The organism is Myceligenerans indicum, assembly GCF_016742955.1.
In the GTDB taxonomy this organism is placed as follows: domain Bacteria; phylum Actinomycetota; class Actinomycetes; order Actinomycetales; family Cellulomonadaceae; genus Myceligenerans; species Myceligenerans indicum.
Genome location: NZ_JABBYC010000011.1, coordinates 23,458 through 46,980 on the forward strand (window position 1 = coordinate 23,458; position 23,523 = coordinate 46,980).

Annotated in this window: 18 protein-coding genes and 1 pseudogene; 12 read left to right on the forward strand and 7 right to left on the reverse strand. The window is 67.1% G+C overall.

Annotated features, from left to right (window positions below; all coding sequences use genetic code 11):
- The first annotated feature begins 3 nt into the window (after nucleotides 1-3).
- The 3 genes from HGK34_RS08840 (at nucleotide 4) to HGK34_RS08850 (ending at nucleotide 4,316) form a co-directional block, all read left to right on the forward strand.
- A complete protein-coding gene (locus HGK34_RS08840; protein WP_201846253.1) occupies nucleotides 4-3,060 on the forward strand; it encodes a DEAD/DEAH box helicase in 3,057 nt (1,018 codons plus the stop codon).
- 161 nt (nucleotides 3,061-3,221) lie between these two features.
- Nucleotides 3,222-3,743, forward strand: a complete 522-nt coding sequence (locus HGK34_RS08845) for a helix-turn-helix domain-containing protein (protein WP_201846255.1) — start codon at nucleotides 3,222-3,224, stop codon at nucleotides 3,741-3,743.
- Nucleotides 3,744-3,779: 36 nt separating this feature from the next.
- Entirely contained in the window at nucleotides 3,780-4,316 is a 537-nt protein-coding gene (locus tag HGK34_RS08850) for a PIN domain-containing protein (RefSeq protein WP_307815870.1), read from the forward strand.
- A 100-nt stretch (nucleotides 4,317-4,416) separates the two neighbouring features.
- On the opposite strand, the gene HGK34_RS23740 is transcribed toward HGK34_RS08850, so the two are convergent.
- Complete coding sequence (locus tag HGK34_RS23740) at nucleotides 4,417-4,731, reverse strand: helix-turn-helix transcriptional regulator (protein ID WP_372433101.1); 315 nt, start codon at nucleotides 4,729-4,731, stop codon at nucleotides 4,417-4,419.
- A gap of 207 nt (nucleotides 4,732-4,938) precedes the next feature.
- Between HGK34_RS23740 and HGK34_RS08860 the strand changes: the two genes are divergently transcribed.
- From HGK34_RS08860 to HGK34_RS08875, 4 genes are all read left to right on the forward strand, one after another.
- Nucleotides 4,939-5,118 (forward strand): hypothetical protein, encoded by a 180-nt coding sequence (locus HGK34_RS08860; RefSeq protein ID WP_201846259.1) that lies wholly within the window; start codon nucleotides 4,939-4,941, stop codon nucleotides 5,116-5,118.
- 69 nt (nucleotides 5,119-5,187) lie between these two features.
- The gene (locus HGK34_RS08865) at nucleotides 5,188-7,029 is read left to right on the forward strand and encodes an albusnodin/ikarugamycin family macrolactam cyclase (protein WP_201846262.1); all 1,842 of its coding nucleotides are present in this window, start codon (nucleotides 5,188-5,190) and stop codon (nucleotides 7,027-7,029) included.
- Nucleotides 7,026-7,619: a lasso peptide biosynthesis B2 protein gene (locus HGK34_RS08870; protein WP_201846264.1), complete on the forward strand. Its 594-nt coding sequence runs from the start codon at nucleotides 7,026-7,028 to the stop codon at nucleotides 7,617-7,619. The genes HGK34_RS08865 and HGK34_RS08870 overlap by 4 nt, the downstream gene beginning before the upstream one ends.
- A 3-nt stretch (nucleotides 7,620-7,622) precedes the next feature.
- Nucleotides 7,623-8,258, forward strand: coding sequence for a GNAT family N-acetyltransferase (locus tag HGK34_RS08875; protein ID WP_207193325.1), 636 nt, complete (start codon nucleotides 7,623-7,625; stop codon nucleotides 8,256-8,258).
- A gap of 10 nt (nucleotides 8,259-8,268) precedes the next feature.
- Here HGK34_RS08875 and HGK34_RS08880 read toward each other — a convergent pair whose 3' ends face one another.
- The 4 genes from HGK34_RS08880 to HGK34_RS08895 form a co-directional block, all read right to left on the reverse strand.
- The gene (locus tag HGK34_RS08880) at nucleotides 8,269-9,171 is read right to left on the reverse strand and encodes a phosphotransferase (RefSeq protein ID WP_201846266.1); all 903 of its coding nucleotides are present in this window, start codon (nucleotides 9,169-9,171) and stop codon (nucleotides 8,269-8,271) included.
- Nucleotide 9,172: 1 nt separating this feature from the next.
- Nucleotides 9,173-10,390 carry a helix-turn-helix transcriptional regulator gene (locus tag HGK34_RS08885; RefSeq protein WP_201846267.1) on the reverse strand — a complete coding sequence of 406 codons (1,218 nt, stop codon included), beginning with the start codon at nucleotides 10,388-10,390 and terminating at the stop codon, nucleotides 9,173-9,175.
- Nucleotides 10,391-10,555: 165 nt separating this feature from the next.
- Complete coding sequence (locus HGK34_RS08890; RefSeq protein WP_201846269.1) at nucleotides 10,556-10,900, reverse strand: hypothetical protein; 345 nt, start codon at nucleotides 10,898-10,900, stop codon at nucleotides 10,556-10,558.
- Nucleotides 10,897-11,178 (reverse strand): hypothetical protein, encoded by a 282-nt coding sequence (locus HGK34_RS08895; RefSeq protein WP_201846271.1) that lies wholly within the window; start codon nucleotides 11,176-11,178, stop codon nucleotides 10,897-10,899. Before HGK34_RS08895 ends, HGK34_RS08890 begins: the two co-directional genes overlap by 4 nt.
- A gap of 396 nt (nucleotides 11,179-11,574) precedes the next feature.
- Here HGK34_RS08895 and HGK34_RS23825 point away from each other — a divergent pair.
- Nucleotides 11,575-11,919: pseudogene (locus HGK34_RS23825) on the forward strand (tryptophan--tRNA ligase); the annotation flags it as partial.
- A 127-nt stretch (nucleotides 11,920-12,046) separates the two neighbouring features.
- Nucleotides 12,047-12,673 (forward strand): tryptophan--tRNA ligase, encoded by a 627-nt coding sequence (locus HGK34_RS23830; protein ID WP_443677252.1) that lies wholly within the window; start codon nucleotides 12,047-12,049, stop codon nucleotides 12,671-12,673.
- Between the two features lie 170 nt (nucleotides 12,674-12,843).
- On the opposite strand, the gene HGK34_RS08905 is transcribed toward HGK34_RS23830, so the two are convergent.
- Both HGK34_RS08905 and HGK34_RS08910 read right to left on the reverse strand, forming a co-directional pair.
- Complete coding sequence (locus HGK34_RS08905) at nucleotides 12,844-13,965, reverse strand: ISAs1 family transposase (RefSeq protein ID WP_201846273.1); 1,122 nt, start codon at nucleotides 13,963-13,965, stop codon at nucleotides 12,844-12,846.
- A 457-nt stretch (nucleotides 13,966-14,422) separates the two neighbouring features.
- On the reverse strand, nucleotides 14,423-18,937 hold the full coding sequence (locus HGK34_RS08910) for a protein NO VEIN domain-containing protein (protein ID WP_201846275.1): 4,515 nt from the start codon (nucleotides 18,935-18,937) through the stop codon (nucleotides 14,423-14,425).
- 156 nt (nucleotides 18,938-19,093) lie between these two features.
- Between HGK34_RS08910 and HGK34_RS22620 the strand changes: the two genes are divergently transcribed.
- Genes HGK34_RS22620 through HGK34_RS08925 form a run of 3 tightly spaced genes read left to right on the forward strand, consistent with a single transcriptional unit; the run spans nucleotide 19,094 to nucleotide 23,386 of the window.
- Nucleotides 19,094-19,561, forward strand: a complete 468-nt coding sequence (locus tag HGK34_RS22620; RefSeq protein WP_244666559.1) for a hypothetical protein — start codon at nucleotides 19,094-19,096, stop codon at nucleotides 19,559-19,561.
- A 1-nt stretch (nucleotide 19,562) separates the two neighbouring features.
- Nucleotides 19,563-20,579 (forward strand): SIR2 family protein, encoded by a 1,017-nt coding sequence (locus HGK34_RS08920; protein WP_201846277.1) that lies wholly within the window; start codon nucleotides 19,563-19,565, stop codon nucleotides 20,577-20,579.
- Nucleotides 20,576-23,386, forward strand: coding sequence for an ATP-dependent helicase (locus HGK34_RS08925; RefSeq protein ID WP_201846279.1), 2,811 nt, complete (start codon nucleotides 20,576-20,578; stop codon nucleotides 23,384-23,386). The genes HGK34_RS08920 and HGK34_RS08925 overlap by 4 nt, the downstream gene beginning before the upstream one ends.
- Nucleotides 23,387-23,523 lie beyond the last annotated feature (137 nt).

The window sequence follows — 23,523 nt, forward strand, 5'->3', positions numbered from 1 at the left end:
CCGATGAGACTCCGAGACCTCCTGCGCGGCCACGCCGCCGAGACGGAACAGGCCGACGACGCCGGGTTCACCGTCGAGCCCCGCGACGGCATGGTCGCCTTCACCTTTCCTCCCGAGGCGCTCGCCGGGCTCCGCTCGGGCATCGGGTCGCCGCGAAGCCGTCTCCAACTCCTGGCCCTGGAAGCCCTGGCCGAGCAGGGAGTGGCGCTGGAGGTCTCCGACGGCTTCGTCGTGACCGACGGCGTGGTCGCAGCACTGGATACCGACGAGGCGGCTTTCCTCGGAGTTCCGGACGCCTTCCCCGGAAGCATCACCGGCGCGGTTCGTGGCGCCACGACCAGCTCGCGGTTCGTCGTCGAACTCCAGGCGGTCGACGGGAGATACCCGCAGCCCGTGCGGCGCACGGGGCCGTTCATCGAGGTCGGAACGCGCCGATACCGGCTCGCTCCCGCTGCCCTCGACGCCGTCCGCGCGGTGGAGGAGCACGCAGGGCTCGCAGTCGAGGAGCGCACCGAGACGCGCAACGTCCGCCTGCTCGCCCAGTTGCGCCGAGCCATGGACGATGTGCCTGACGCCGGCCCTCCCGACCGTGAGGGCCCGGTCCTGGACCTCGACCTGCGCCAGCTCGAGGGACGGCGCGTCGTCCAGCCCGACCGGGTCGGACTGATCGTCGACGAGCGGCCCGACGGCGGTCTCGACGTCCAGCCGGACCTCGGCGCCGGAGTCGACGCCGAGAAGGCGGCCCGCCGCTGGCATCAGCTGGACTCCACGAACGACGGCGGCGTGCTGCGGATCGATGACGACCTCGTGCTCCTCGACGACCAGGAGCGCCGCGCTGTCGACGAGGTGCGGCAGAACCCCCACATCCCGGCCGAGCAACGGGACGACTTCTTCGCGGCGCCGGGTGACTTCTTCGACCCGGAGCTGGTCGACGTCGAACTCGGCTTCGGATACCGGGTCAAGGGGATCGGCAAGATTGCGCCGGTCACCTTCGCCAAGGCCGCGGAGAGCGGGCTCACGTGGCTTGCCCGCGACGTGGTCGCGGGGCCGGAGGCCCTCGCCGGCAAGGCCCGGACACTTCCTGAGCACACGGAGATCGAAGAGCAGGTCGGTAAGGCGTGGGAGCAGGACCGCGAGGTCCTGACCCTGGGCGACGACCTGGTCGACATCGCCGACCGCAGCCGCGTGAAGGAAGCACTGGCAGCCTCGCGGAAGAGACTCGAAGAACTCGGCGCCGACCTGGCCGGAAGCCTCACGGCCCCCGCCGGCGAGCAGCCCGACTCCGTCCGTGTCGGCGTGATCCTCAAGGACACCACCGACCTCGCCGAGCAGCAGCGCGTCGCCGCCCGCGGGGCGATACCGCGGAAGCCCGTCGCATGCGAGGACCTGCACTTCACGCCCTACCCCCATCAGCGCGACGGCATCGAGTGGATGACCGGCCTCATGCACGCCGCGCTCGCGGCCGACGGCGACGACCCGGCACGCGTACAGGGCGCGATCCTCGCCGACGACATGGGCCTGGGCAAGACCTTCATGACCCTTGTCGCCCTGCGTGAGTCGCTGCGTGCCGAGCAGGACGATCCGAACCATGGCCCGGCCGGCCACGCCCGCCCGACGCTCGCCGTCCTTCCTGTTGCTCTCGTGGAGAACTGGCTCGATGAGCTCGCACGCGTCTTCCCGGAGTCGCCGTTCGACGACGTCGTGGTACTCCAGGGCGCTGGGCTCAAGCAGTACCGTCTGCTGGGCGTACGCCGAGAGACAGCCGTCGAGGCGGATGACCTCGACGCGCAAGGCATCGTGCGCAAGGAGGTCGTGGCACAGCGGACGAGCCTGCGGATCGGGCCCGGGCCCACGGAGCGCCCCTACGGCGCCACCCGGCTCGACATGCCCAACAGGCTCGTTCTGACCACCTACGAGACACTGCAGCGCTACCAGATCTCGCTCGGCCAGGTCGACTGGGGCGTCGTCGTCATGGACGAGGCGCAGAAGATCAAGAACCCCGAGACGCTGGCCGCACGTGCCGCCAAGGGGCTCCGCGCCCGGTTCAAGCTTCTGGCCACCGGCACCCCTGTGGAGAACGAGCTCAAGGACTTCTGGTCGCTGCTCGACACCGCCCAGCCCGGTCTGCTGGGTGCCTACCCCGACTTCCGTACCCGCTGGATCGCGCCCATGGAAGAGGCCACCGGCGCGGCCAAGGGCGAGCTCGGGCGTGACCTGCGCGCCGCCGTCGGACCGTTCATGCTGCGCCGCGTCAAGGAAGACCATCTCACCGACCTGCCGGCCAAGTCCGTCCACAAGGTCCCACTCGCCATGCCGCAGGTCCAGGTGGACGCCTACGACGACGTCCTGCATCGGTTCCGGACGTTTGGTGGCGGCGTCAAGGGCGCCGCGCTCAAGGCGCTCCAGCAGCTCAAGGGGGTCAGCCTGCATCCCTCCGCGACAGCCGACTCGTCCGGACCGCTGAGCGCTGACGCGGCGGCCATGCTGGACTCGGCGCGCATGCACGGGATGCTCGACGCCCTCGACGACGTACGCCGGCGCGGTGAGAAGGCGATCGTCTTCGCCATCGACAAGCGGGTCCAGCGGGCGCTCGCCGGGTGGCTGATGGAGCGGTACGGCCTGACCGTCAGCGTCGTCAACGGCGACACGGCGGCGACGTCGGCGGGCGGCGGGGCGACACGCAAGACGCTGATCCGCCGCTTCGAGGCTGCCGACGGATTCAACGTGATCATCATGTCGCCACTGGCCGTGGGCGTGGGGCTGACCGTCGTGGGGGCCAATCACGCGATCCATCTGGAGCGGCACTGGAACCCGGCCAAGGAGGCGCAGGCCACGGACCGCATCCACCGCATCGGGCAGACACGGGAGGTGCACGTGTACCTGCCGATGGCGATCCACCCCGACCGTGACTCCTTCGACGTCAACCTCGACCGGCTTCTGGAGAGCAAGACGTTGCTCAAGGACGCGGTGGTCGCGCCGGAGGTTGTGTCCGAGGACGAGTTGTTCCATGGGCTGGGCCTGGACGGGGATTCCGTCCGCGGTGGGGCTGTGAAGAGCTGATATGCCGGGTTTACGCAATCTTCCTTCGTGCAATCCCGCGTTCGCTCGCCGGGCCTGAGCTCTGCACCCTGCAGCCGGGAAGCATGGAGAGCCCGATCGACCCTGTGCGAACGTTCCGAAAGCGCCTACGATACGTTCGTAGGATCGATCAAGGGACCGTCATGAGCGCAGAGCTGGCATCACAGACTTATGTTCCGGAGGATTCGGGCCCTGGGGCGGCCGAGGTTCTCAGTTTCCTTGCTGCTCACAGCGAGCGGTGGGGGACCGAGCCTGCTCGGCGGTTCTTTCTGGTCGGTAGTGACGAAGGCGAGCAGATCGAGTTGCCGGGGACGGTGTACCGGGCCTTGGTACAGGTGGTCGAGGCGCTCGCGGCAGGTAAGGCGGTCACAGTATCGCCTCAGGAGCCGCAGCTGACGACACAGCAGGCGGCTGATCTGCTCGGGGTATCGCGGCCGACAGTGGTGCGGATGATCGAGTCGGGTGAACTGGCCGCTGAGCGCAACGGGAACCGGCGGCGCCTCCTGCTGAGCGACGTGCTCGCGTACCGGGAGCGGCGGCGGGCCCGGCAGTACGCGATGCTCGACGCCGCGGCGGTGGACCTCGAGGACGAGGACGATCCCGCCCAGATGATCGACCGTCTGCGCGAGGCGCGTAGGGCAGCAGCACGAGAGCGGCGGGGGTGACCGGGTGTTCACAGCATTGCTGGACACCTCGGTGTTGTGGCCGAGCTTGCAGCGGGATTTCTGCTGAGCATGGCCGCTGAGGGTCTGTACCGGCCGATTTGGTCGCAAGCGATTCTGGACGAGCTGGTCCGGGTCGAGGCCGACAAGCGGGTTCACCGTGGTGCGGAGCCGGAGCAGGCTGAGTTGGCGGCCCGGCGGTTGGTCGATCAGATGGGCTGGGCGTTCGACGACTCGTGCGTCGAGGGCTGGGAACCGTTGGAGGGTTCGTACGGCCTGCCGGATCCCGACGACGAGCACCTGGTCGCGGCTGCGGTCGTGGGTGGTGCCGGAGTGATCGTCAGCGACAACGTCAAGGACCTGCCGGCCAAGCTCCTGCCCCATGGGATCTCCGTGGTCACGGCCGCGCGATTTGCAGCGGACTCTGTCTCCGTCTCACCAGCGATGGCGCGACGTGCACTGGGCAGGATCAGCGCCCGGTACGTCAACCCGCCGCACACGATCGACGACTTGCTCGACCTGTTGTCGGCCCGATACGGGATGGCGCAGGCCGCAGCGATGATCCGCGACGTGTGAGGCTTGATCCCGGACAGGACGACCTTCGTCGTCGAGCATCGCTGGGGCGCGGGCCGCAGGAACTCATCGAGATCTTCGGCTGTGATCCCGAGGGCCTTGATCATCGTGGGGCGCGTCCATGGCGTGGCTCACTGGTACCAGCCTCCCAGAGGGCCACTGTTGTGCGGTCCACACCGAGGCGCTCGGCGAACATCTCCTGCGACAGGCCTACCGCCTTGCGCCTGGCGGTCAACCGCTCGCGGCGTTGATGGGCCGGCTGTCCCGATCGGCTCACAGGGCTCCCTCGTCGCTCAACTGGTGATCGCGGCAACGCTGCAACGGCGCGCGGCGATGGGACAACCAACCCTCCGAACTGCGTTGATTCTACTGAAGGCTGCCTATCCCGATGAGCTGACCGGCATGTCGAAGCTCGCATCCCCGCAGTTCACGGGCCGAATTGCGACAGACATGCGCTGGTTCCACCACTCGCATTCCCGTTTCGGTTGAAGGACGTAGCGTTCAGCGCTTGCAGCGCAAAAGCCACAAGAGTGCCACAGAGATGCCCTGGGCGGACGGGTTGCGGAGCGATTGGATCGTTGCCAGGCGGGTGGGTGCTCGCCGTGACGGACAAGGAGGTTGTCTGATGGAGATGGTCGATCCGACTCGTGGGCAGGACTTCGGCGTCGTTGTGAGGCGGGAGGCGCCGTGGTCTGTCGAGGATGGTGGCGCCGACGAGGTGGTCGAGCTCGGGGGCGTGGTCGAGCTGGCGCTGGGGAGCAAGCGGAAGAAGGGCCGCGAGGACAAGCGGTACTTCTACAAGTGACCGGCAGCGGCTGTGGGGCCGGCCTCGGGTCGGTCCCACAGCTCGTCACCATCGAGGGGAGGCGGCGCGATGTACTGGGCCGCAGGTTTCGTCGGGCATGGTGCACGCCGTGTCCCTGTTGGTGCTGTGCTGGATAGCGGCAGCGGCAGCGACAGCGGCATCGCGCCCGGCCCCTGGCTCGTGGGAGAGGCGCCGCGAGGTTGGATCCGGACAGCATCGGGGCCGCTGCGCGATCTGGTCGTTCTGGGCGTCTGCGGTGCCTCCGACGCCGAGTTGGACCGGCTCGTGCACGCCCGGATCCCGGACGATGTCGTCTGGCGGTGGCCGGGCGCATACGTCGTGATCGAGCGGACCGACCTCGCCACGGCTGTCTGGACGGACCTTGCCAACGCTGTCCCCATCTACACCGCCGCGGCCGACGACGGCGTGTACTGGTCGACGTCGGCTCGTGCCTTGGCCGGGCTGACGGGGCGAGGCGTCAGTCTGGGTCGGGTCGCTGCCGAGCTGCTTGCGCCGAGCACACCGCTGCTGACCGCCGACAGGACGTACTTCGACGGCGTCGACCTGCTCCCGGCCGGTCACCGGGTGCGGCTCGCTCCTGAGGGCGCGATCCAGTCCGCCAGGGTCTGGTCTCCCACGGCGGCCCCAGGCGACTCCGCGCTGTCGATCGGTGACGAACTGGATGCCGCCGTCGGGGTCCGGGTGGATGACGCGCTCTCGCCGTCGACCGACCTGTCCGGTGGCCTGGACTCGACGACGCTCACGCTCCTGGCCGCGCGCCGGCTCAGCCCGGACCGCTCGATCGCGTCGTTCACCGTCCACGCCCCGTACGACCAGCCCACAGGCGACCTGCGCTACGCCCTGGACGCGGCGGAGCACCCGAGTGTGCGCCACCATCTGCTCCCGCTGGAGCCGAGCCACCTGCCCTACGGCGGACTGGAACGCGTCCCCGTGACGGACGAGCCCGCACCCTCGACCATCGCTCACACACGGTTCGGCTATCAACTCGACGCGATGACCGCCACGGTTGCCAGCAGCGCCCACCTGACCGGTGACGGCGGAGACTCGCTGCTGGTGACCCCGGACGCGTGGATCGCGGACCTGCTCGCGACCCACCGCTACGCGGAGGCGGTCGACGAGGCGGTCGGGATCGGGCGGGTGCGCCGCTGCTCCCCGGTCCAAGTGCTGCGGCAGGCTGGGGACCTGAACCGGACCGACCGTTCCCAGGCGCTGCTGGACTGGGCTGATCTCGTGGGCGGTGGGTCGACGACGACGCGCGCCCGCCGTGCGGCACACACCGTCTCAGCACCGGGACAGGCCACCTGGGTGACAGGCGAGGCGAGAGCCCACGCAGCCGCGCTCGCCGAGTACGCCGCAGGCGTCACCGACCCGCGTCAGCCTCGCGGAGGGCGGGCGGTGTGGGACGTCGTCGAGCAGATGACCGAGGTCGGCCGGACCGCGCACGCCGACGCCCAGCTTGCTCACGTGCACGGCGTCGTCCTGCACAACCCGTTTGCCGACTCGCGCGTGATCGACGCCTACCTGTCCACGGTAGCCGGGCGTATGCCGAGTCCGGCGGCGTTCAAGCCTGTCCTGCGTGCGGTGATGGCCGACATTCTGCCGCCGTCGCTGCTCACCCGCACCACCAAGGGCCTGTACGCGCCGGACTTCCACCACGGGATGCGCGTCCACCGGGCAGCACTCACCGATCTCGTCGACGGACATCTCAGCGCGGCCGGGCTGATCAGGCCCGCAACACTCGAGAGTGCACTCGATCGGGCCGCAGGCGGAATCGGCGATGGGATCTGGCTCCTCGACGCCGCGATCACCATCGAGTCATGGTTACGGGCTCACTACGCCAATCCTTTGCCCGACTGGGTGCCCGCTCCGGCGGAGGTGGCCACGCGATGACTGATCCCGCCCAGATGATCCGCACCTGCGTCCTCGGCGAAGCAGCGATCCGGATCGACTACACGACAGGGAGCGTTCAGGCGGCGACCGGCGCCACGGGACGCGTCTGGGCGGCTGACGCGAACGTCGTCGTCGCCCAGAGCCCGACGCTCGTGTTCGGTACCGAGGAGGCAGACCTCGAGCCTTCGGCCCTCTCCGTGCCGCGAGCAAGAGACGCGATCATCGCAGCGGTGGCGCTCGTCGTCGTCCTTGCCGTCCGTGACATCGGTCCGTGTTCGCGGTCCATGCGCCGGATCATCCGACTGCTGGCCGTCGCGACCCGTCCGGCCTCACGGCCGGCCACCACGGCACACGCGACACGCGCCGTCGAGGCCGTCCGCTGGGTCGCACACAAGGTCCCAGCCCGGATCGCCTGCTTGGAGGAGTCCGTCGCCGCCATACTCGTCCTGACCGTGCGCCGTCGGCGCGCGACCTGGAGTCACGGCGTTGCGCCCGACCCCGTCCAGTTCCACGCTTGGATCGAGGTCGACGACGCGCCCGTCGCCGAGCCGCCCTCCACCAGCCGCTTCACCGCCCTGCTCACCATCTGACCCTTGGAGCTCACCATCAACGAGGACACCGCACCTGACCTGTGGCTCACCCACGACGGCGTCGGGCTGGGCCCGTTGCGCGCCGACCTGCTGGAGTTGTACTGGCGTTGGGAGAATTCCCTGCCCGTCATGGCCGGCTACGCCCGCCAGACCCCGGAGTCCCTCACCGAACGCACCGCCGGGCTCGACCACCAGCTCTCGGACACCGAGACCCAGACTCGCTTCACCATCTACCGCGACCACACCGACAACAGTGACGGCGAGATGTGGCGGCCGGTCGGCTTGGCTTCCCTGCTCATCGACGACCGCTACCGCACCGCGGAGTTCTTCATCTACATCGGCGAACCTGCCGAACGCGGCCGGGGAACTGGAACCGCCGCGACCACCATGGTGCTGGACTGGGCCTTCCACCTGGCTGCTCTGCGCTGTGTCCACCTGTCCGTCATCGCGCAGAACACCGGCGCCATCCGCGCCTACGAAAAGGCCGGCTTCCGCATCGTGGGCACCCGTCGCCGCACCGGCTCCTGGCTCGGCCAACCCGCCGACGAAGTCATCATGGACGCGATCCCCGAGGAATACATGGGACCGCGACTCGTCGAAGCAGCGGTCCTTGGGGCCTCGCCCGGGACTTCAAGGTAGGTCCGTCTGTCTACAGCGCGACCCATCGCGCCGTGCGGTTGTCGGCGCGGATAGCGTCGAACCGTTGGCGGAGGACGGCGAGGTGCTGTCGGGACTCCGCGGCGCGTCTGAGCGGGCCGGTGAGTTGGACCAGGTCGCGCATGCGCAGGAGGAGGTCGAAGGACGGGTCGGTGGCCAGGTCGTACCCGTAGGTATCGACGAAGTCGCGGGTCCAGGTGTGGTCGCGGCCGTAGCGGACCGCAGCGTGCCAGGTCGGGATGAGATCGACTTCGCCGGGGCCGATGGCGAGGTTGTCCCAGTCGCCGAGGATCGGCTGGTCGCCGTCCCACAGGAGGTTCCCGGTCCAGGCATCGGCGTGGATGGGGCCGATGCCCAGGGCCCAGGTGTTCTCGAGAACCTGCTGTGCGACGTCATCGGCGGTACTGCGGAGCCAACTTGCCTCGTCGGGAGTGAGCCCGTGCGGGGGTTGGTCGCGTGCGAGTTCTTCGCGCAGGGAGGTCAGTGGCTGCCAGACGGGTAGTTCGGCGTCGGGCATCGAGACGGTGTGAAATTGGTGCAGCAGGGTCGCGAGGTCGGCTGATGTGAAGGGCCGGCCGGCGGACGGCTGGGGGTAGTAGCGCCAGAAGGACGCGCTGATGCCTTCCGGGAGGCGGACCGGCGGGCAGCCGTCGAGTGGTGCGGTGGCAGGGAATGCGTGGTCGTGGACCAGGTGGGCGACGGCGGCCTGGGTGACGTCCAGGAGCTGGGAGGTGCGCCGGCTGGTGGTTAGTCGCACGACGACGTCGACGGTGGGCAGGACGTAGACGGCGTTGCTGTAGTGGTGCACGAGGCGGGCATTCTGGACCGGCAGGTCGCGTTCGGCGCAGGCTGCGGTCAGGGCGCGGCGCAGGACGGGTTCGGTGAACAGCGTCATGTCAGGCGGCGCCGATCGTCCTGGTGAGATCGCGGTCGAACGCATCCAGGCCGGAGAGGCCGCCGTAGCCGTTCAGCCGGCCGCGAGCGGCCAGTATCGAAGCAGAAGCTCGTGGGCTGGACAGGTGAGCGACGGTCGGCAGGACCCCGGCCAGGATCTGTAGTGCACGTTCGGGTTCGGCGCGATGGCTCGCGCCGCGAGCTTGGCTTGCCGGTGGTGCGAACGCGCCGGCGATCGCGGCTGAGGCCAGGACGTGGCGTCGCTGCATCCGGCTGTCGGTGATGAGTACGGCAGGGGCCAGGCGTTCGACCTCGCGTGTGCGGCCGAGCGCGCAGGCGGCGTACAGGAACTCGGTCTGGAGCTGGGCAGGGTTGAAGAACCGGATCCAGGCTGGGTCATCGTCGTGTGGTGCCTGTGCCAGAGCGCGTTCAGCTGCCCACACCATGGCATCCGAGCCCGTCGCGTCGCCTGCGCCCGCACGGGCTCGGGCAGCCAGAGCGGCCGCGCGGGCGCGGACACGGCCAGAGTCCGACCTGTCGGCGTGGACGACGGCGCCGTCCGAGAGCGCGACAGCCTGCCCGACCGCCCCGGTCTGTATCGCATGCATCGTCATGTCCCCCAAGATGTGCGCAGTCAACACATCGTTCTCGGCAGCACGGGCCAGGCCGAGTGCCTGCGCGAAGTGGTGCTGGGCGGATTCGTGGTGCTGGGCGTCGAACAGCATGAACCCCGCCAGGTCGTGCAACCTGCCCGCGCTCACCAGCAGGGCGCGGCCCACGTCGTCGTCGGTGTGGTCGGCAAGGAGCGGGCGGACCGTCTGGTGCAGGTAGTGGCTGACCGTCGCCGACGCATGCCCGCCGCCGATCTGATGATCGGTTCGGGCGAACGCTTCGGCCATGACGTTCATCGCGGCGATATCGGCCCGGCTCGCGCGCCGAGGGGCGGGAATGACCGGGCCCGTGGGCAGGTCGGACTCGGTGCCGCCCGTCTCCGGAGTCTGTGGGGGCGTGGAGTTGTTGGTGAGCAGCGCGTCGAGGTGGTCGACGGTGATATCCAGTAGCTGCGCCAGGAGGGGACGTGCCCATGGCATCGGCGCCGTGTCGCCGGCTTCCCAGCGGGCGACGGTGGTTCGTTCGACCTGGAGCTGGGCGGCCAGGCTCTCCTGCGTCAGGCCACGACTGCGCCGCCGAGCGGCAAGCTCTGCACGGCGTCGTCCCATGGCCCTCTCCCTTGGCTCGGTCCCGTACGCCCGGCGGACGCTCGGGCCGGGTCAGGAGGCTCCTCACACCGCATGATCCATGACGCCGGCCCGTAGAGCCACCATCAGGCCGTGCCGCGAACGGGATGCGACAAAGATGCAACGCGGCGCGTGGCCGGCGGCACTCTATGGCCGGCGCTGGACCGAAGAGAGCGTCCGCACCGGTCGCGGCGTGCGGGACTTGCCCAGCAGGGTGCAGCGCACGCCGTGCTTTTCCAGCTCGAAGGCGAGCCGGGTGTAGGCCTCGGCGAGTCGGGCCGATCCCGGGACGACCACGACGTCGGCGTGGTGGTTGCGGGCGGTCTCGGTGACTTGGCTGATGGTCAGGCCGTCGCGGGCGTCGTCGAGCACGTCCGCCAGGGCCAGGCCTTCGGCCTGCACGTACGCGGTGACGGCCTCGCGCTGCTGCTGGGCTTGGGCGCTGGTGTGGGCGGCGATGTAGCCCAGTGCGACCGGCTGCGGCTCGTTCATTCGTCGCTCCCGGTCAGCGCGCGCACGTGGCATTCCAGGCCGGAGACGGCTCCGCACCAGTCCGCGACTGTCGGTACCGCGAGGCGTTGGATGAAGGTCTCGGACAGGCCGAGGTCGCGGGCGAGGGCGGCGCCCTCGGACAGGTGGACGGGCTCGATCGTGACGGTGCCGCCGCGCAGCAGGGTCAGGCGGGCGATGCGGTCCTCTCCGAGGAGTTCCAGGATCTCGGTCAGCGCGACGGACATCGCGTGCAGCGAGGGCGTCTTGGTGTCGGGCATGGTTCACGCTCCAGGGTTCGGCGTGAGCCCACGGGCAAGGGGCTGGGTGGGCTCTCGTACCGTTCCATGGAACGTGGTGCACGCTGGGTGAGGTAGCGCAGGCGTGACGCGGTCGCTGCGCATACTTGCCGCTCGGTTCAGGGGCGGCCGACGCAGCCACGCACGGCGAACCGAACATCCCGGTCCGGATCGAGCCTGCAAGCTATGCTCACGACATGACTCTCCGGCGGAACTGGTGGTGGCTGCGCACGCAGCCGTGACCAGACGCGCCCGACGCCCGTCCCCAGCTGCCTGCCGCAGCCCGGGACGTTCTCGTCTTCAAGAGCCCGACGGCGGTGGCAGGCCCGAAACTTACTTCGAGGAGCCACCGTGAACGCCAACCTCGCAACAGACAAGATGACCGCATCCGCCGACGAGCGGGTCTACTCGACCGAGCCCATCCGTATCGCCCGGGAACGCTCAGCCGTCCTGGACCAGCAGATCACCACACGTCCGAGCAGCTTCCGTGTCCTCACCGGCGAGCGACCCACCGGTGCCCTGCACCTGGGCCACCTGATCGCCACCCTCGACAACCGCGTCCAGCTCCAGGCCCGTGGCGTCGAGATCTTCCTGATCATCGCCGACTACCAGGTCATCACCGACCGCGACGTCGCCGGAGACCTGCCCGCCGTCGTCCGCGAGATCCTGCTCGACTACCTCGCCGCTGGAATCGACCCTGAGGCCACGACGATCTTCACCCACTCCGCCGTCCCCGCCCTCAACCAGCTCCTGCTGCCGTTCCTGTCGCTGGTCACCGTCGCCGAAGCTGGAGCGCAACCCCACCGTCAAGACGGAGACCGCCGCCGCGGAAGAGCGCGGGCGGCGCGGCATGTCCGGGCTCATGTTCACCTACCCCGTCCACCAGGCAGCCGACATCCTGTTCTGCCACGCCAACCTCGTCCCGGTCGGACAGGACCAGCTCCCGCACCTCGAGATCTCCCGCACCATCGCTCGCCGGTTCAGCAACCGCTACTCCGCCGACCGCCCATACTTCCCCGAGCCGGACGCACTGATCGTCCCCGCCCCGACCATCCTCGGCAACGACGGCGCGAAGATGTCCAAGTCCGCAGGCAACGCCCTGGAGATCCGCGCGTCCGACGACGAAACGGCCCGCTTCATCAAGCGCGCGAAGACCGACTCCGAACGCCACATCACCTACGAACCAGACCGCCGTCCAGAGATCGCCAACCTCCTGACCATCGGCGCACACTTCGCCAGGACGACGCCCGAGGCGCTCGCGGACGACGTCGGGTCGGCCGGTGCGGGCCGCCTCAAGCAGGTCGTCACCGAGGCGGTCGTCGAGGGGATGCGTCCGATGAGAGCCCGCCGTGTCGAGGTGGCCGAGCGGGGGCCGCGGTACCTGCGAGATCTGCTGGTGCGCGGCAACCAGCGAGCCAACGAGGTCGCGGACCGCACTCTCGATGATGTTCTCGGGCTCATGCAGATGCGTTACTGAACCGGAAGAGGACCACCATGACGACCGTCGGCATCACCGGCCACTCGAACCTCGAGGCGTCCACGGCCGGCCTCGTCCGAGAGGCTCTCAAGAGTGACCTCTCGGCCTTCGCGCAGGCAGGCTTGATCGGTGTGACATGCCTGGGGGCCGGAGCCAGGGCTGCGGCAAAGTCATGCCTGTAGGAGTGCTTGGATGGGTCGGTTGACGTCTCTGGCGTGATGGCGCAGCGCGCGGGCGATGTTGTTCCAGCCGGCTGTGCGCAGGATGGCGATGGCGGTGTTGCGCAGGGCAGCCATGTTCTGCAGGGCGTGGCCGGTGTGGATCTGGGAGCGGTCCTCGTCGAACGTGACGTCGCGGACCCAGTGGAGCCGGTTCTCGATTCCCCACTGCTCGTTCGTCCAGGTTGCGAGTGTGGCGGGGTCGGCGGTGCGGGCGGGCGCGGAGGTGACGAGGTAGACGGCCTCGACAGTCTTCTTGCTCTTGCGGGTGACGGTGCGGCGTAGCTGGGCGACTTGGGCGGCGCCGGTGAACTCGATCCATGCCGGGGCGTCCAGGAACTTGATCGTGCGCGTCGCGCGCCGCCCGTGCCTGCGGTCGGTCGACGTGGTCGCGGGGATCAGGGCCCAGGGCAGCGCTTTGAGCATCGCGAACAGCACCCGTGAGTTGCCCTTGACGGTGAAGACGTAGTGCGCGCCGGCGGCCACGATCTGGGCGGCTGTGGTTTTGTTCGTGTGCAGGGCGTCCAGGGGCAACACCGCGCCTGCCACGTTGAGCCCGAGCAGGACACGGGCGGCGGTGATCTGCGAGCCCTTGGCGTCCACCCCGACCTGCCCGGCCACGGTCCCGGTCGCGTGGTCGAGGGCCGCGACGAGGAACCCGCGCTGCGCGCCTCTCTTGCGCGCCCCGCGCAAGGCCTTCCCGTCGATCGCGTAGACGCGCCGCCCGCCGGCCTGGCGGGCACGGGTCACCGCCCACGCGCCCAGCGCCTCGTCGAGGGCAGCCGGGTCCAGGCGGGTCAGGACCCGCCGGAACGTCGAGGCATCGGCAACCCGGCGCACCATCCCCAGGCGCCGCAGCCGGGACCGGCCCGCGTCACGAGCCCACTCCGCGATCGCAGCGAACCCTCGCGCGCCGGTCAGCACCGCGCACAACGCGACGGCCACCAGCGCACCGACCGGATGACGACGGCCACGCCGGGCACGTGGATCAGGCAGCCCGGACAGCAGCTCGACGAGCAGGACTTCGGATGAGACGGGCTTGGAAACCACGGACGTGGCACGAGAAGCTGGCATCAGCGCGGGTGTGTTCCTGCAGGTGGGGACTGGTTTGGTGTAGGAACCTCCGATCCAACCTGCACCGGGACGCACCCGCGCATCCCGTCTCACCAGCAAAGACGCAGGTCAGACCCCTACCACCGCGCTCCTACAGACCAGACCTTGCCGCCGCCCTGGGGCCGGAGCGGATCAGATCTTCGCCGATGTAGTCTTCGAATTGGGCGGGAGTATCGAGGCTGTCGTCCCGTCCGCCGACTACTTCGACCGGATCCGCGACCCAGCGACCCGTGCACGCTGCGACGAGTACCTTGCCGCGGCGACCGCGATTCATCAGATGTCCGCACCTTCGTGGTTGATTGGATCTTGAGGGCAACCATGCTGGCCACAATCAGGGAGGAGTACCGCGAGGCAGATAGCCGTCGGCGTGACGTACCGGCGGAACATCTCAGCGCCACAAGTCAGGGACCGACCATCTTTACGGCAATCCATTCTCTTGAAGTCCTGCACTCCATCCGAGAAGTCCCCGAGTAGACTGCACCGTTGGCTGCCCCGACGCGTCGCGTGACACCTCTGGCTCGTCGAGCGCTTGCCATCCCTTGTCGAACGCGAACTTAGTCACTTGACCCGCAGGGTCTTTGATGCGGTGGATCACGACGGTGTCGTCATCCTGGGCGTGTTCTACCACGTAGAGCCAGTACAGGTCGGGGTTGGCCTGGGCATCTGCGAACTGTGTTGACGAGAGGAGCACGCCTCGATCGCTCCACGGCCCGCCGATCGACTTGATCTCGATGCGGCGCAGGACGACGCCGTCGCGATTCCTGGACAGCACGTCGAAGCCAGGGTTGGTGTGTGTCTGCTCTTCCGGGAAGCGTCCGCAGCTCCTCTCGAACTCGATGACGTGCCTGACTCCAGCCTTGTCAATCGCGCTGCTGCGCTGCGCCTCGTCCCCGCCGTCTGACTCGTGCTCTGAGTCACCGAAACTCACATAAGAGGTCAGCCGCGAGGTGTTGGGCACGCGCTGTCGATCGGACCGTCGACGCGGGGGCCGCTCGCGCCCCGCTGCAGTGCCGCCGTGCGAATCGGACGTACGAGCGCCCTGCCCGGCTCCATCGTGCTGCGCCGGGCTACCTACACCGTTCGCCAGATCTTCGACGCCGCCCTGCTCAGGCGCATCTGAGGTGTCCGGGAGGTCCGACGTCCCCGCGGTCGAACGCCCTGTCTCCGCGGCATTTTCGTCCAACTCGTGGTCAGTGTTGGCATTAGCCGTGCCGGTACTCTCGGATAGATTGTCGGCGGGGTTACTCTTCACTGCTTCCCAAGCCATGACGTCGAGGTCGCGGACTCCGTACTCGTCAAGAACATTCATCGCCTCTGTAAGGCTTTCTGCCCTAAGGATCTCGAGGATCGAGGGGGCCATTGTGCTGACGTCTGCATCGGGCGCGATACACAAGGCGAGCTCGCGGGCTAGATGGCGAGTCGGCGCCTGGTTCCGGACGATCAGGCGGTGCTCGTCGCTGAGATAGATCGCCTCCGCTGACCGTGGCTCGTCCACCCAGTGCTGATGGGCGAAGCGCGTGACGTACTCGATCGAGAGGTCTGGCATGTGGTCGTAGCGAAGGTCTGTCAGCGTACCGAATTCGTAGTCCACTTCGTCTGACCGCTGCGCATCAACTAACCGGGCAAGCGCGTTGTTCCGGTCTCGAATCAGGGCTGCGACACGGTCCGCGGGAGACACGGCGAGAGTCGGGTCGACGCGTGGCTCGATGACCTCTTCAACTGGCCGCACACCGGCGGCCGCCAGCGCCCGTCGCGTCGTCCGGTCGCGATGGATCAAGTTGTCCTTGATCAATGGGATCGTCTCTGCGAGCCTGCGACCGTCGGCGAACAGGAGTAGCTCAGGCTTCTCCAGAAGTCCGCGCGGCCCAAGGGCAGACTTGACGGGCCTAAGCCTCTCAAGCGCCTCATTGGAAGCTGGCAGCTGCTCGTCGAGTAGTTCCCAGCACCGGTGGACGACCGCCTGGTCGTCGCCCTCGACGTACTCGCTCATGAACGCGCGAGCGATCCGCCGAAGGACACGTTCCAACTGGCCGGGCGAGGGCGACTCCTCCACCCCGACCCTGTCGTAGAACGCCTGGTACTGGCGGTGTGATGGTGGCAGATGGTGTGCCCACTGACCGAGTTGCGGGTCGGTCCAGAAGACTGCGTCGGGATTGACGAACTCGCCCTTGCTGATCTGTACACAGGCAAAGTCGCGAAGAGCCTGTACCGCTCGCTCGTTCTTCGCATCGCCGAGGAACCGGTACACCTGCTCGTTCACCTCTATGCCGTGCTCGGCGCAGTTCCGGAGGTGAGCGACCACCATCGCCGTCGTTGGGGTGCTCGGGACACTCAACCAGTCGAGCACGAGGCTAAGTCGCTGCTGGTCTGCTCGCGGTAGGTCCAGATGGGGCCCTTGCGTCTCGAACAAGTACCGCTGGAAGACCGCGTATGCCTCCCGGGGGCGCGCCTTGCGACCCCCCTCGATAGGCAGCCAAGGCGAAGTAGTGAGTGCGCTGAGCGACTCAGGGACCTTGTCGGTGTCGGGTGGGTTGGGCAGCGAGTCGAGGATAGCCAAGACGACGTCGCGTACTGGTGATTCCGAGTCCTGCCCGAGCCGCAGGGCAGCCGAGTTGAGAACGGTGTCGTTAGGCGTTCTCGACACGCCGAGCCAGACCAGTGTGTCGATCAGGTGCGAGGGCAGCCCGTCGACGACGGCGGTCGGCGCGTCGGGGTCGATGAGGGCGAGAGCGCGGTTCGGGAGGTGAGCCTCCCGCGCTGACTTGAGACCCTGATCGGTCGCGACGAGCGGGGTGTTGGCGAGCGCCGCGCGGGTTGCTCCTGACTGATCGAGGTCGACTTGGTGACGGTCGATGATCTCCAGGACGGCAACAGCTTGCGCGTCGGAGAGTTCACCTGCGCGCGCTGCGGGTACAACATGCCTTTCCAGGTACTCGACCGCGTCCAATTTCCTGGCGCCAAGGAGTTGTAGCAAGTCTTCGTAGCCTGTGGTCTTTTCGCGATTGACGACATCAGCTACCCCGAGCACGTCATCAAAATCGGACGGGAGTGAGAGGTCGGTCAGCGGGAGCAGCTCGCCGCTCGTGCTGGGGTAGACAGGCAGCGCTCTCACGCGGGTTCGGACCTCGTCAGTCGCGAGTGCGCTCCTGTGATTGGCCAGCCAATCAAGGACCTCGTCGGGAGCGACGGCCAGTGCGTCGGTGTCTGCCTCGAAGATCTCGATTGCCCGAGAGGGAGTGATGTCATCGCAAAGCGTGATGAGGCTTGGGCACAGGTTCTGGAGGCGATTTTCGTCAAGGATCTTCAGATCGGGGGCGAGCAGTTCGAAAAGTGCCCGGTCATCGTCGCCCAGATTCGCAACTTCGGTAGCTGGAGCGAATGATCCGTCAAGGCACGGCACGATCGCTACCTCGCCTGCGAGGGCGTTCGTGAGCAAAGCCTTGCCCCGAGCTTGGAGGGATTCGATGAGTTGAAGGACCGCCTCGACATCGTCTTCGGCGAGAAGCGAGTCGTTGGATGGGATCCATGGACCAGTGACGTCGGCAAGATTGAGCGCGTCAACGACGTCGTCCACTGCGAGGTCGCTCATCCCGTATTGGGTCCGGGATATCTGGCGTGCCTCAGGTCGGATCGACGGGTGTAAGAGCGTCAAGTCCAGCTTTGTGAGTGCATCGGCCGCCTGGTACTCGTGGTCGTCGCGAGGCACGAGGACCCCCCGCGGTGTCACCCTGCGCCCATCGGCAAGCAGAGCGATCGATGCATCGGTGGCCGCCGACTTGGCGTGCGTGAAAAATGCACTGAAGGGTGCCGGATACTCGTCTCTCGCGATGTCCCGGTTGATCTGCTCGACCGCGACGAGGTATCGCCATGCGACCCGCTCCCCGAGAGCGTCCGCTATCTCTTCCAGATGCTCTGCTGTGATCCGAGCGGCGGTCTCGATTAGTAAGTCGTTCCACCTGCCGCGGAACCCTTGGCCGCCGAACTCGACGGTCTTTCGGTCCTGGCGCGGGAAGAACGTGCCGTTGACGTGGCCGGTCCAGCCAGTCCGCGTTTCCGTAGGCAGGTCGGCGAAGACCCGGCCAACCCGCTCCGCATCGATGGGGACCGCCACCTGTACGCGGGGCGACCTGTCAGATCTCGACTCGCCGAAGTGGGCCTTCAACTCCGCCGCACCCTCGGCCTGGCCGCCCAGGAGCAGCCACTCACTCGGCGTGCCGTTGATCTCGATGGTTATGCGGTCTGCCTGCTTCGACCGCGTGACCACCGTGCGCCGGCCGGATGCATGAAACTCGAGCGAGCGAAGCCGCTCGAGGAAGATGAGAGCCGGTGCCGCGCCGTCGATCATCTGCGCGATCAGTGCACTGACCTCGCTCTCGGCGAGCGGTGTAGCGCCAAGTGCCCGTCGCAGCTCGGAGTCGCTGCGTGCCCAAGGCAGATGGAAAGTTGTCCCCGGCTGTTCGTGATCTCGGGAACAGCCGCCAGAGCAGACGCGAATTCTTCGGTCCTCGGGTTGGAGCTCGTTGAGGATCAGGTGCCATCCCGCTGTGACTAGCTCGGGGTGGTCGGTGACTTGGTAGACGGCAGTGAAACCGACGCCGAACGCGCCGGTCGTTGAGTCGTCATCTGACTTGTGGCGACCGGCGACCAGGCGGAACGAGTGCAGGTCGCAACTACGTCGTCCCGCGTCCCGCCAGGGACAGGTGCGTCGCTCCTGCTGCTGGCCGCAGTCGCTGAAGACGGCCGAGTTCCAGACCGCGAGTTCGTCCTCCGAGGCCGTGAACCGGATGCTGTCGGCAGCGGCATCGTTGGCGTTCTGCGTCAGCTCGTTGAGCAGTGTTGCCCCGCCGCCCAGATCCTTGAGGATGTTTGCCAAGTTGCCGAGGTGGTCAGATGACCGTGACAGGGCTTCGTTCGGGCCTGTGGTGTGCGTCATACCTGCCCCCTCCGTAGTGCACGAAACCTACCAACGGGTCATCTGAGACTGCCATGGGCGGTGTAGGCGCGCTAGGGCGCCTGGCGGTTCGGCCAGTTTTGGCCAGGGTCGGTAGGGTTGCACCTGCGCAGGTAGCCACGCCGACAAGGAGCGAGAGTGACGTCGATCGACAACCCGATCCTGAACTCTCCCTACGAGCAGCCTGACCGCCACTACGTGATCGGCCCGCAGGGCCCGACAGGCGAGGTTCGTGACGGTCGCCGCCCGAGCGAGTCGTTAATCCCTATCGCGGTGACGAAGAAGGGCAAGGCGTTCGAGCAGGAGGGCTTCGACTTCGACCTCACCCACCGGGTGATCTTCGCCCAGCGCGAGGCCGCGCTCTGGATCATTGACACCAACTACAACGAGGAGTCATTCTTCGTCCGCCACTGCTACTTCACGGGCGGCAACGACCCGTACAAGCGGCTCAAGACGGCCCTAAAATCCGACATCGACGAGGACGCCTGGGCATCGCTCTACCAGACGACCTCACGTCCGTTCGCTAAGCCCGAGACGGGCAAGATTGCGATCAAGGTCATCAACGACTACGGCGACGAGGTCATGAAGGTCTTCGAGGTGGTGTGATATGCCAGCTCCGGAGCCGCCCCGTGACACGAAGGTCTGGTTCTTCGGAGCGGGACTGTCCAGTGCCTTCGGGCTCCCGAACACGCCCGCGCTTTTGAAGGAGCTCGAGACTGCACTGCGCCCACAGCTCAGCGCACGGCTTCGAGCGGCATACAAGTTCCTGTATCCCGACGCCACCTACGACCACTATCAGCCTGACGTCGTGGACTTCTTCTCGTCACTCAGCGCATTCGTCGGTGTGGGACAAGGCTGGCCGGGCACAGGGCTCAAGGACAGCCAGACCCTTCTCCGCGAGCTCAAGCGGGCCATCGCTCACCTTCTGATCACGCGGACGAAGGAGGTCGACGGCGTCAAGCTCCGGAAGCATCCCTACCTGACCGAAGCTGTTCAGCCGGGTCACGTCATCGTCACGACGAATTGGGACCCGCTCGTCGAACGTCACGCGGAACTCAGGGAAGTGCCGCTCCGTCGGTCGCGCGAGAGCGGGAGGTTTTCGACCTCGGGAGTCACGCTCCTTAAGCTCCACGGCTCCGTGGACTGGACATCGAACCGGACGGTCAAACGGAGCTACGACCATACTGACTATGCGTCCCTCACCGAGCTTCAGACGGCCGGCCGACAGTACCGTGTGGCACTTCCCAGTCTCGAAGGCGACGTCGACCAGCTGGTTCGGATACGTGCGTACCTCGGAGACATGTGGAGCCGAGTCTCGAGTAGGACTTACGAGCCGTGGATCGTCACGATGGTCACTGGGAAGCAGGACGAGCTCGGGCCACTCCAGGCAGTGTGGCGTGACGCATATGCGGCGCTCGGCCGCGCCGACAGGGTCGAGATCGCTGGGTACTCACTACCGCCGGACGACATCGAGGTCCGCACTCTCATCCGCGCCGGAGTGATGCGCGGCCGCGACGAACCGGCCCTCAAGGTGGTTGATCCATCCCCGCCGGTCCACGCACGGTTCCGATCCCTGATCACCCACCAGATCGAGTCTGACTACGGGGGAGTGCCACGAGCATGACCAACTACACCGCAGCCCAGGCCGAGGCGATCGCCTGCCTTGACGAGCCGCTGCAGATCATCGCTTGCGCCGGGTCCGGCAAGACTCAGGTGATCTCACAGCGGATCGCGGCGATCCTGTCCCAGCCCGGGGTCAAGCCCGCGAACCTGATCGCGTTCACGTTCACTGAGAAGGCGGCCGCGGAGCTTAAGGAGCGCATCCTGTCGGTCCTCGAAGCCGAGGGCGTGAGCACCCAAGGCATTGCCGAGATGTACATCGGCACCATGCACGGCTACGCACTAGACCTCGTGCAGAGGCTCGTGCCCGAGACGTTCAAGTTCTCCGTGCTCACGGACATCACCGCGCGGCTCTTCGTCGACAGGAACAGCCGCAAGTCGGGACTAACCGAGTGCCCGACGTCGCTGACAAGCACACCGCGGCTGCGCCGCTACATCCACTCAAAGCTCTACATGCAGGTCACGACCGTCCTTCGGGAAGACGCCGTGGACGAGGACTTGGTGCCCAACGGCGTGCTCAAGGCGCACTGGGACTACATGCAGCTCCTCTACGGCAACGCCTACTTCGACTTCACCGAGATGATCAATCTCGCGGTGCAGCTCCTGGAGGGCGACCCGAGCCAGGACGCCGCTGCGGCACTGATCCAGGGTCACATTCGCGATGACATTCACTACGTCGTCGTCGACGAGTACCAGGACGTCAACCCGCTCCAAGAGCGGCTCGTTCGGGGGCTCACGCAGTTCGGTGCGAACCTCTGCGTCGTTGGCGACGACGACCAGACCATCTACCAATGGCGCGGGAGCGAAGTCAGCAACATCGTCACCTTCTGGGACCGCTACTCCGGTGTTCGGCAGGTGACTCTCGACGACAACTTCCGTTCGAGCGAGGGCGTCGTCGAGGTCGGCCGGTCGGTCGCTGAGCTGATCCAGCTGGGGAACCGACTGCCTAAAGCCATGGTGGCGTCCGGACACCAGCAGTTCGAACGAGGTGATCTGCTCGCGGTCGACTTCCCCGACCCGCAATCCGAGGCCGCCTGGATCTGCGAGCGCATCCAGGCGATGCACGGACTTGCGTTCCAGGACGCGATCTCGTCAGAGCCACGAGGCCTGTCTTGGTCGGACTTCGCCGTCCTCTTCCGCTCAGTCAAGGCCGACGCCGGCGAGCTCGTCGAGGAGATGCGCAAACGGGACATCCCCTACGTGATCAAGGGCCTCAATCGACTGTTCGAGAGCCCGGAGATTCAGGCGATTGTTGGGGTCTTCGAGTTCATGGCGGGCAGGCTCGACGAGCCTGCCCTTCGCCAGCGCTTCATCGACGCTCACCTCCTGCCACCCACCGGCAACTGGGCGGACGCCATGGCCGTACTCAACGAGGGTCGCGACTTCGGACGAGGCGACCGGTGGGGCGTCTACAACATCCAGCGCCTCTATCTCGAGTTCCTCGAAGCGCTGGAGCTCCGCGAGGAGACAGTCCCCGGTAAGCCTGAACGTGCCGAACTGGTCTTCTACCAGCTCGGGAAGTTCAGCCAGGCGATCTCCGACTTCGAGGCGATTTACTTCAACACCGACCCCGAACAGAAGTACCAGCAGTTCGCCGACTGGCTCACCTTCCCCGACCAAGCGCCGAGCTACTACGCCGATGCGGACGCCGACGCCGGCTACGCAATGCCCGACGCCGTGGTGATCTCGACGGTTCACCAGGCCAAGGGCATGCAGTGGCCGGCCGTCTTCGTGCCGTGCCTGCGAAGCAACAGGTTCCCGGCCAAGCGTCAGGGCGGGGTCGGCCTCTTCCACGTGATCCCCGATACCGCCGTCTCCAGCCCAGACCGCTATCGAGGGACCGTCGAGGACGAGACCCGACTCTTCTACGTCGCCGTGACACGGGCGCAGAAGTACCTGTTCGTCTCCTACTCACCTGTGCCGTCCAACCGGCTTTACCGCCGTCGTTCACTGTTCTTCGACCACTGCACCAGGCAGAAGTGGTTCCTCACCCGCGACCCCGGCGTCCGCGGGACGAGACTGACGCCCCACGCGAAGCGCGAGATCCCCAACGTCACGCTGTCGTTCTCGGAGCTCAAGTACCTGTTCGAGTGCCCGTACCAGTTCAAGCTCCGGTTCCTCTACGGCTTCAACCCGCCGATTCACGAAGCGCTCGGCTACGGCAAGGGCCTCCACGACGCGCTCGCCGAGGCTCACAAGCGCGCGCTCGCCGACGATATTGTTAGCCCGACCGAGGCGGCCGAACTCGTGGAACGGCACTTGCACACGCCCTACGCCTACCCAGCTCTACGTGACGCACTGCGCAAGGCTGCCGTCGAGTCGGTCGGTCGGTACCTCACCGATCACCAAGACGACCTTGCGCGCACAGTCCACAGCGAGAAGCAGATCCAAGTGCACGTCGCACCCGGGATCACAGTCGACGGCCGTATCGACCTCGTCCGTCGCCTCGACAAGGACGAGCTGGCGATCGTTGACTTCAAGTCGACGGCACGCGCCCAGGACGAGGACGTGACCCGCGACCAACTGCATGTCTACGCAGTCGGGTACGAGGAACTCAGCGGCGAGCGGGCCGACCTGGTCGAGGTGCTCAACCTCGACGAGCAGGGCAAGACCATCCGTGAACTCGTGGAGGACCCGCTGCTCGTCGAGGTTCGCGGGCGGATTAAGAATGCAGGCGACTCGCTCCGTGAGAACGACCTGCCGCGGCTGCCGGTGTGGAACGACAAGTGTGGGAAGTGCGACCTCGCCGAACTCTGTCGCGACGTCCCGGCCGACAGCCGGAAGGCGCGTCGTGCAGCATCAGGGCGATGAATTCCAGCCGGTCAACGAACCGCCGCGGTGAATAGGGGTTCCCACTTCAGCATCTCGTGAATCTACCGACAGGGTCTAACTCTGCCAAGGCGCAGAGTCGCCACCAGGCCTGACTTGGGTCAAATGGCTTGGCGCGT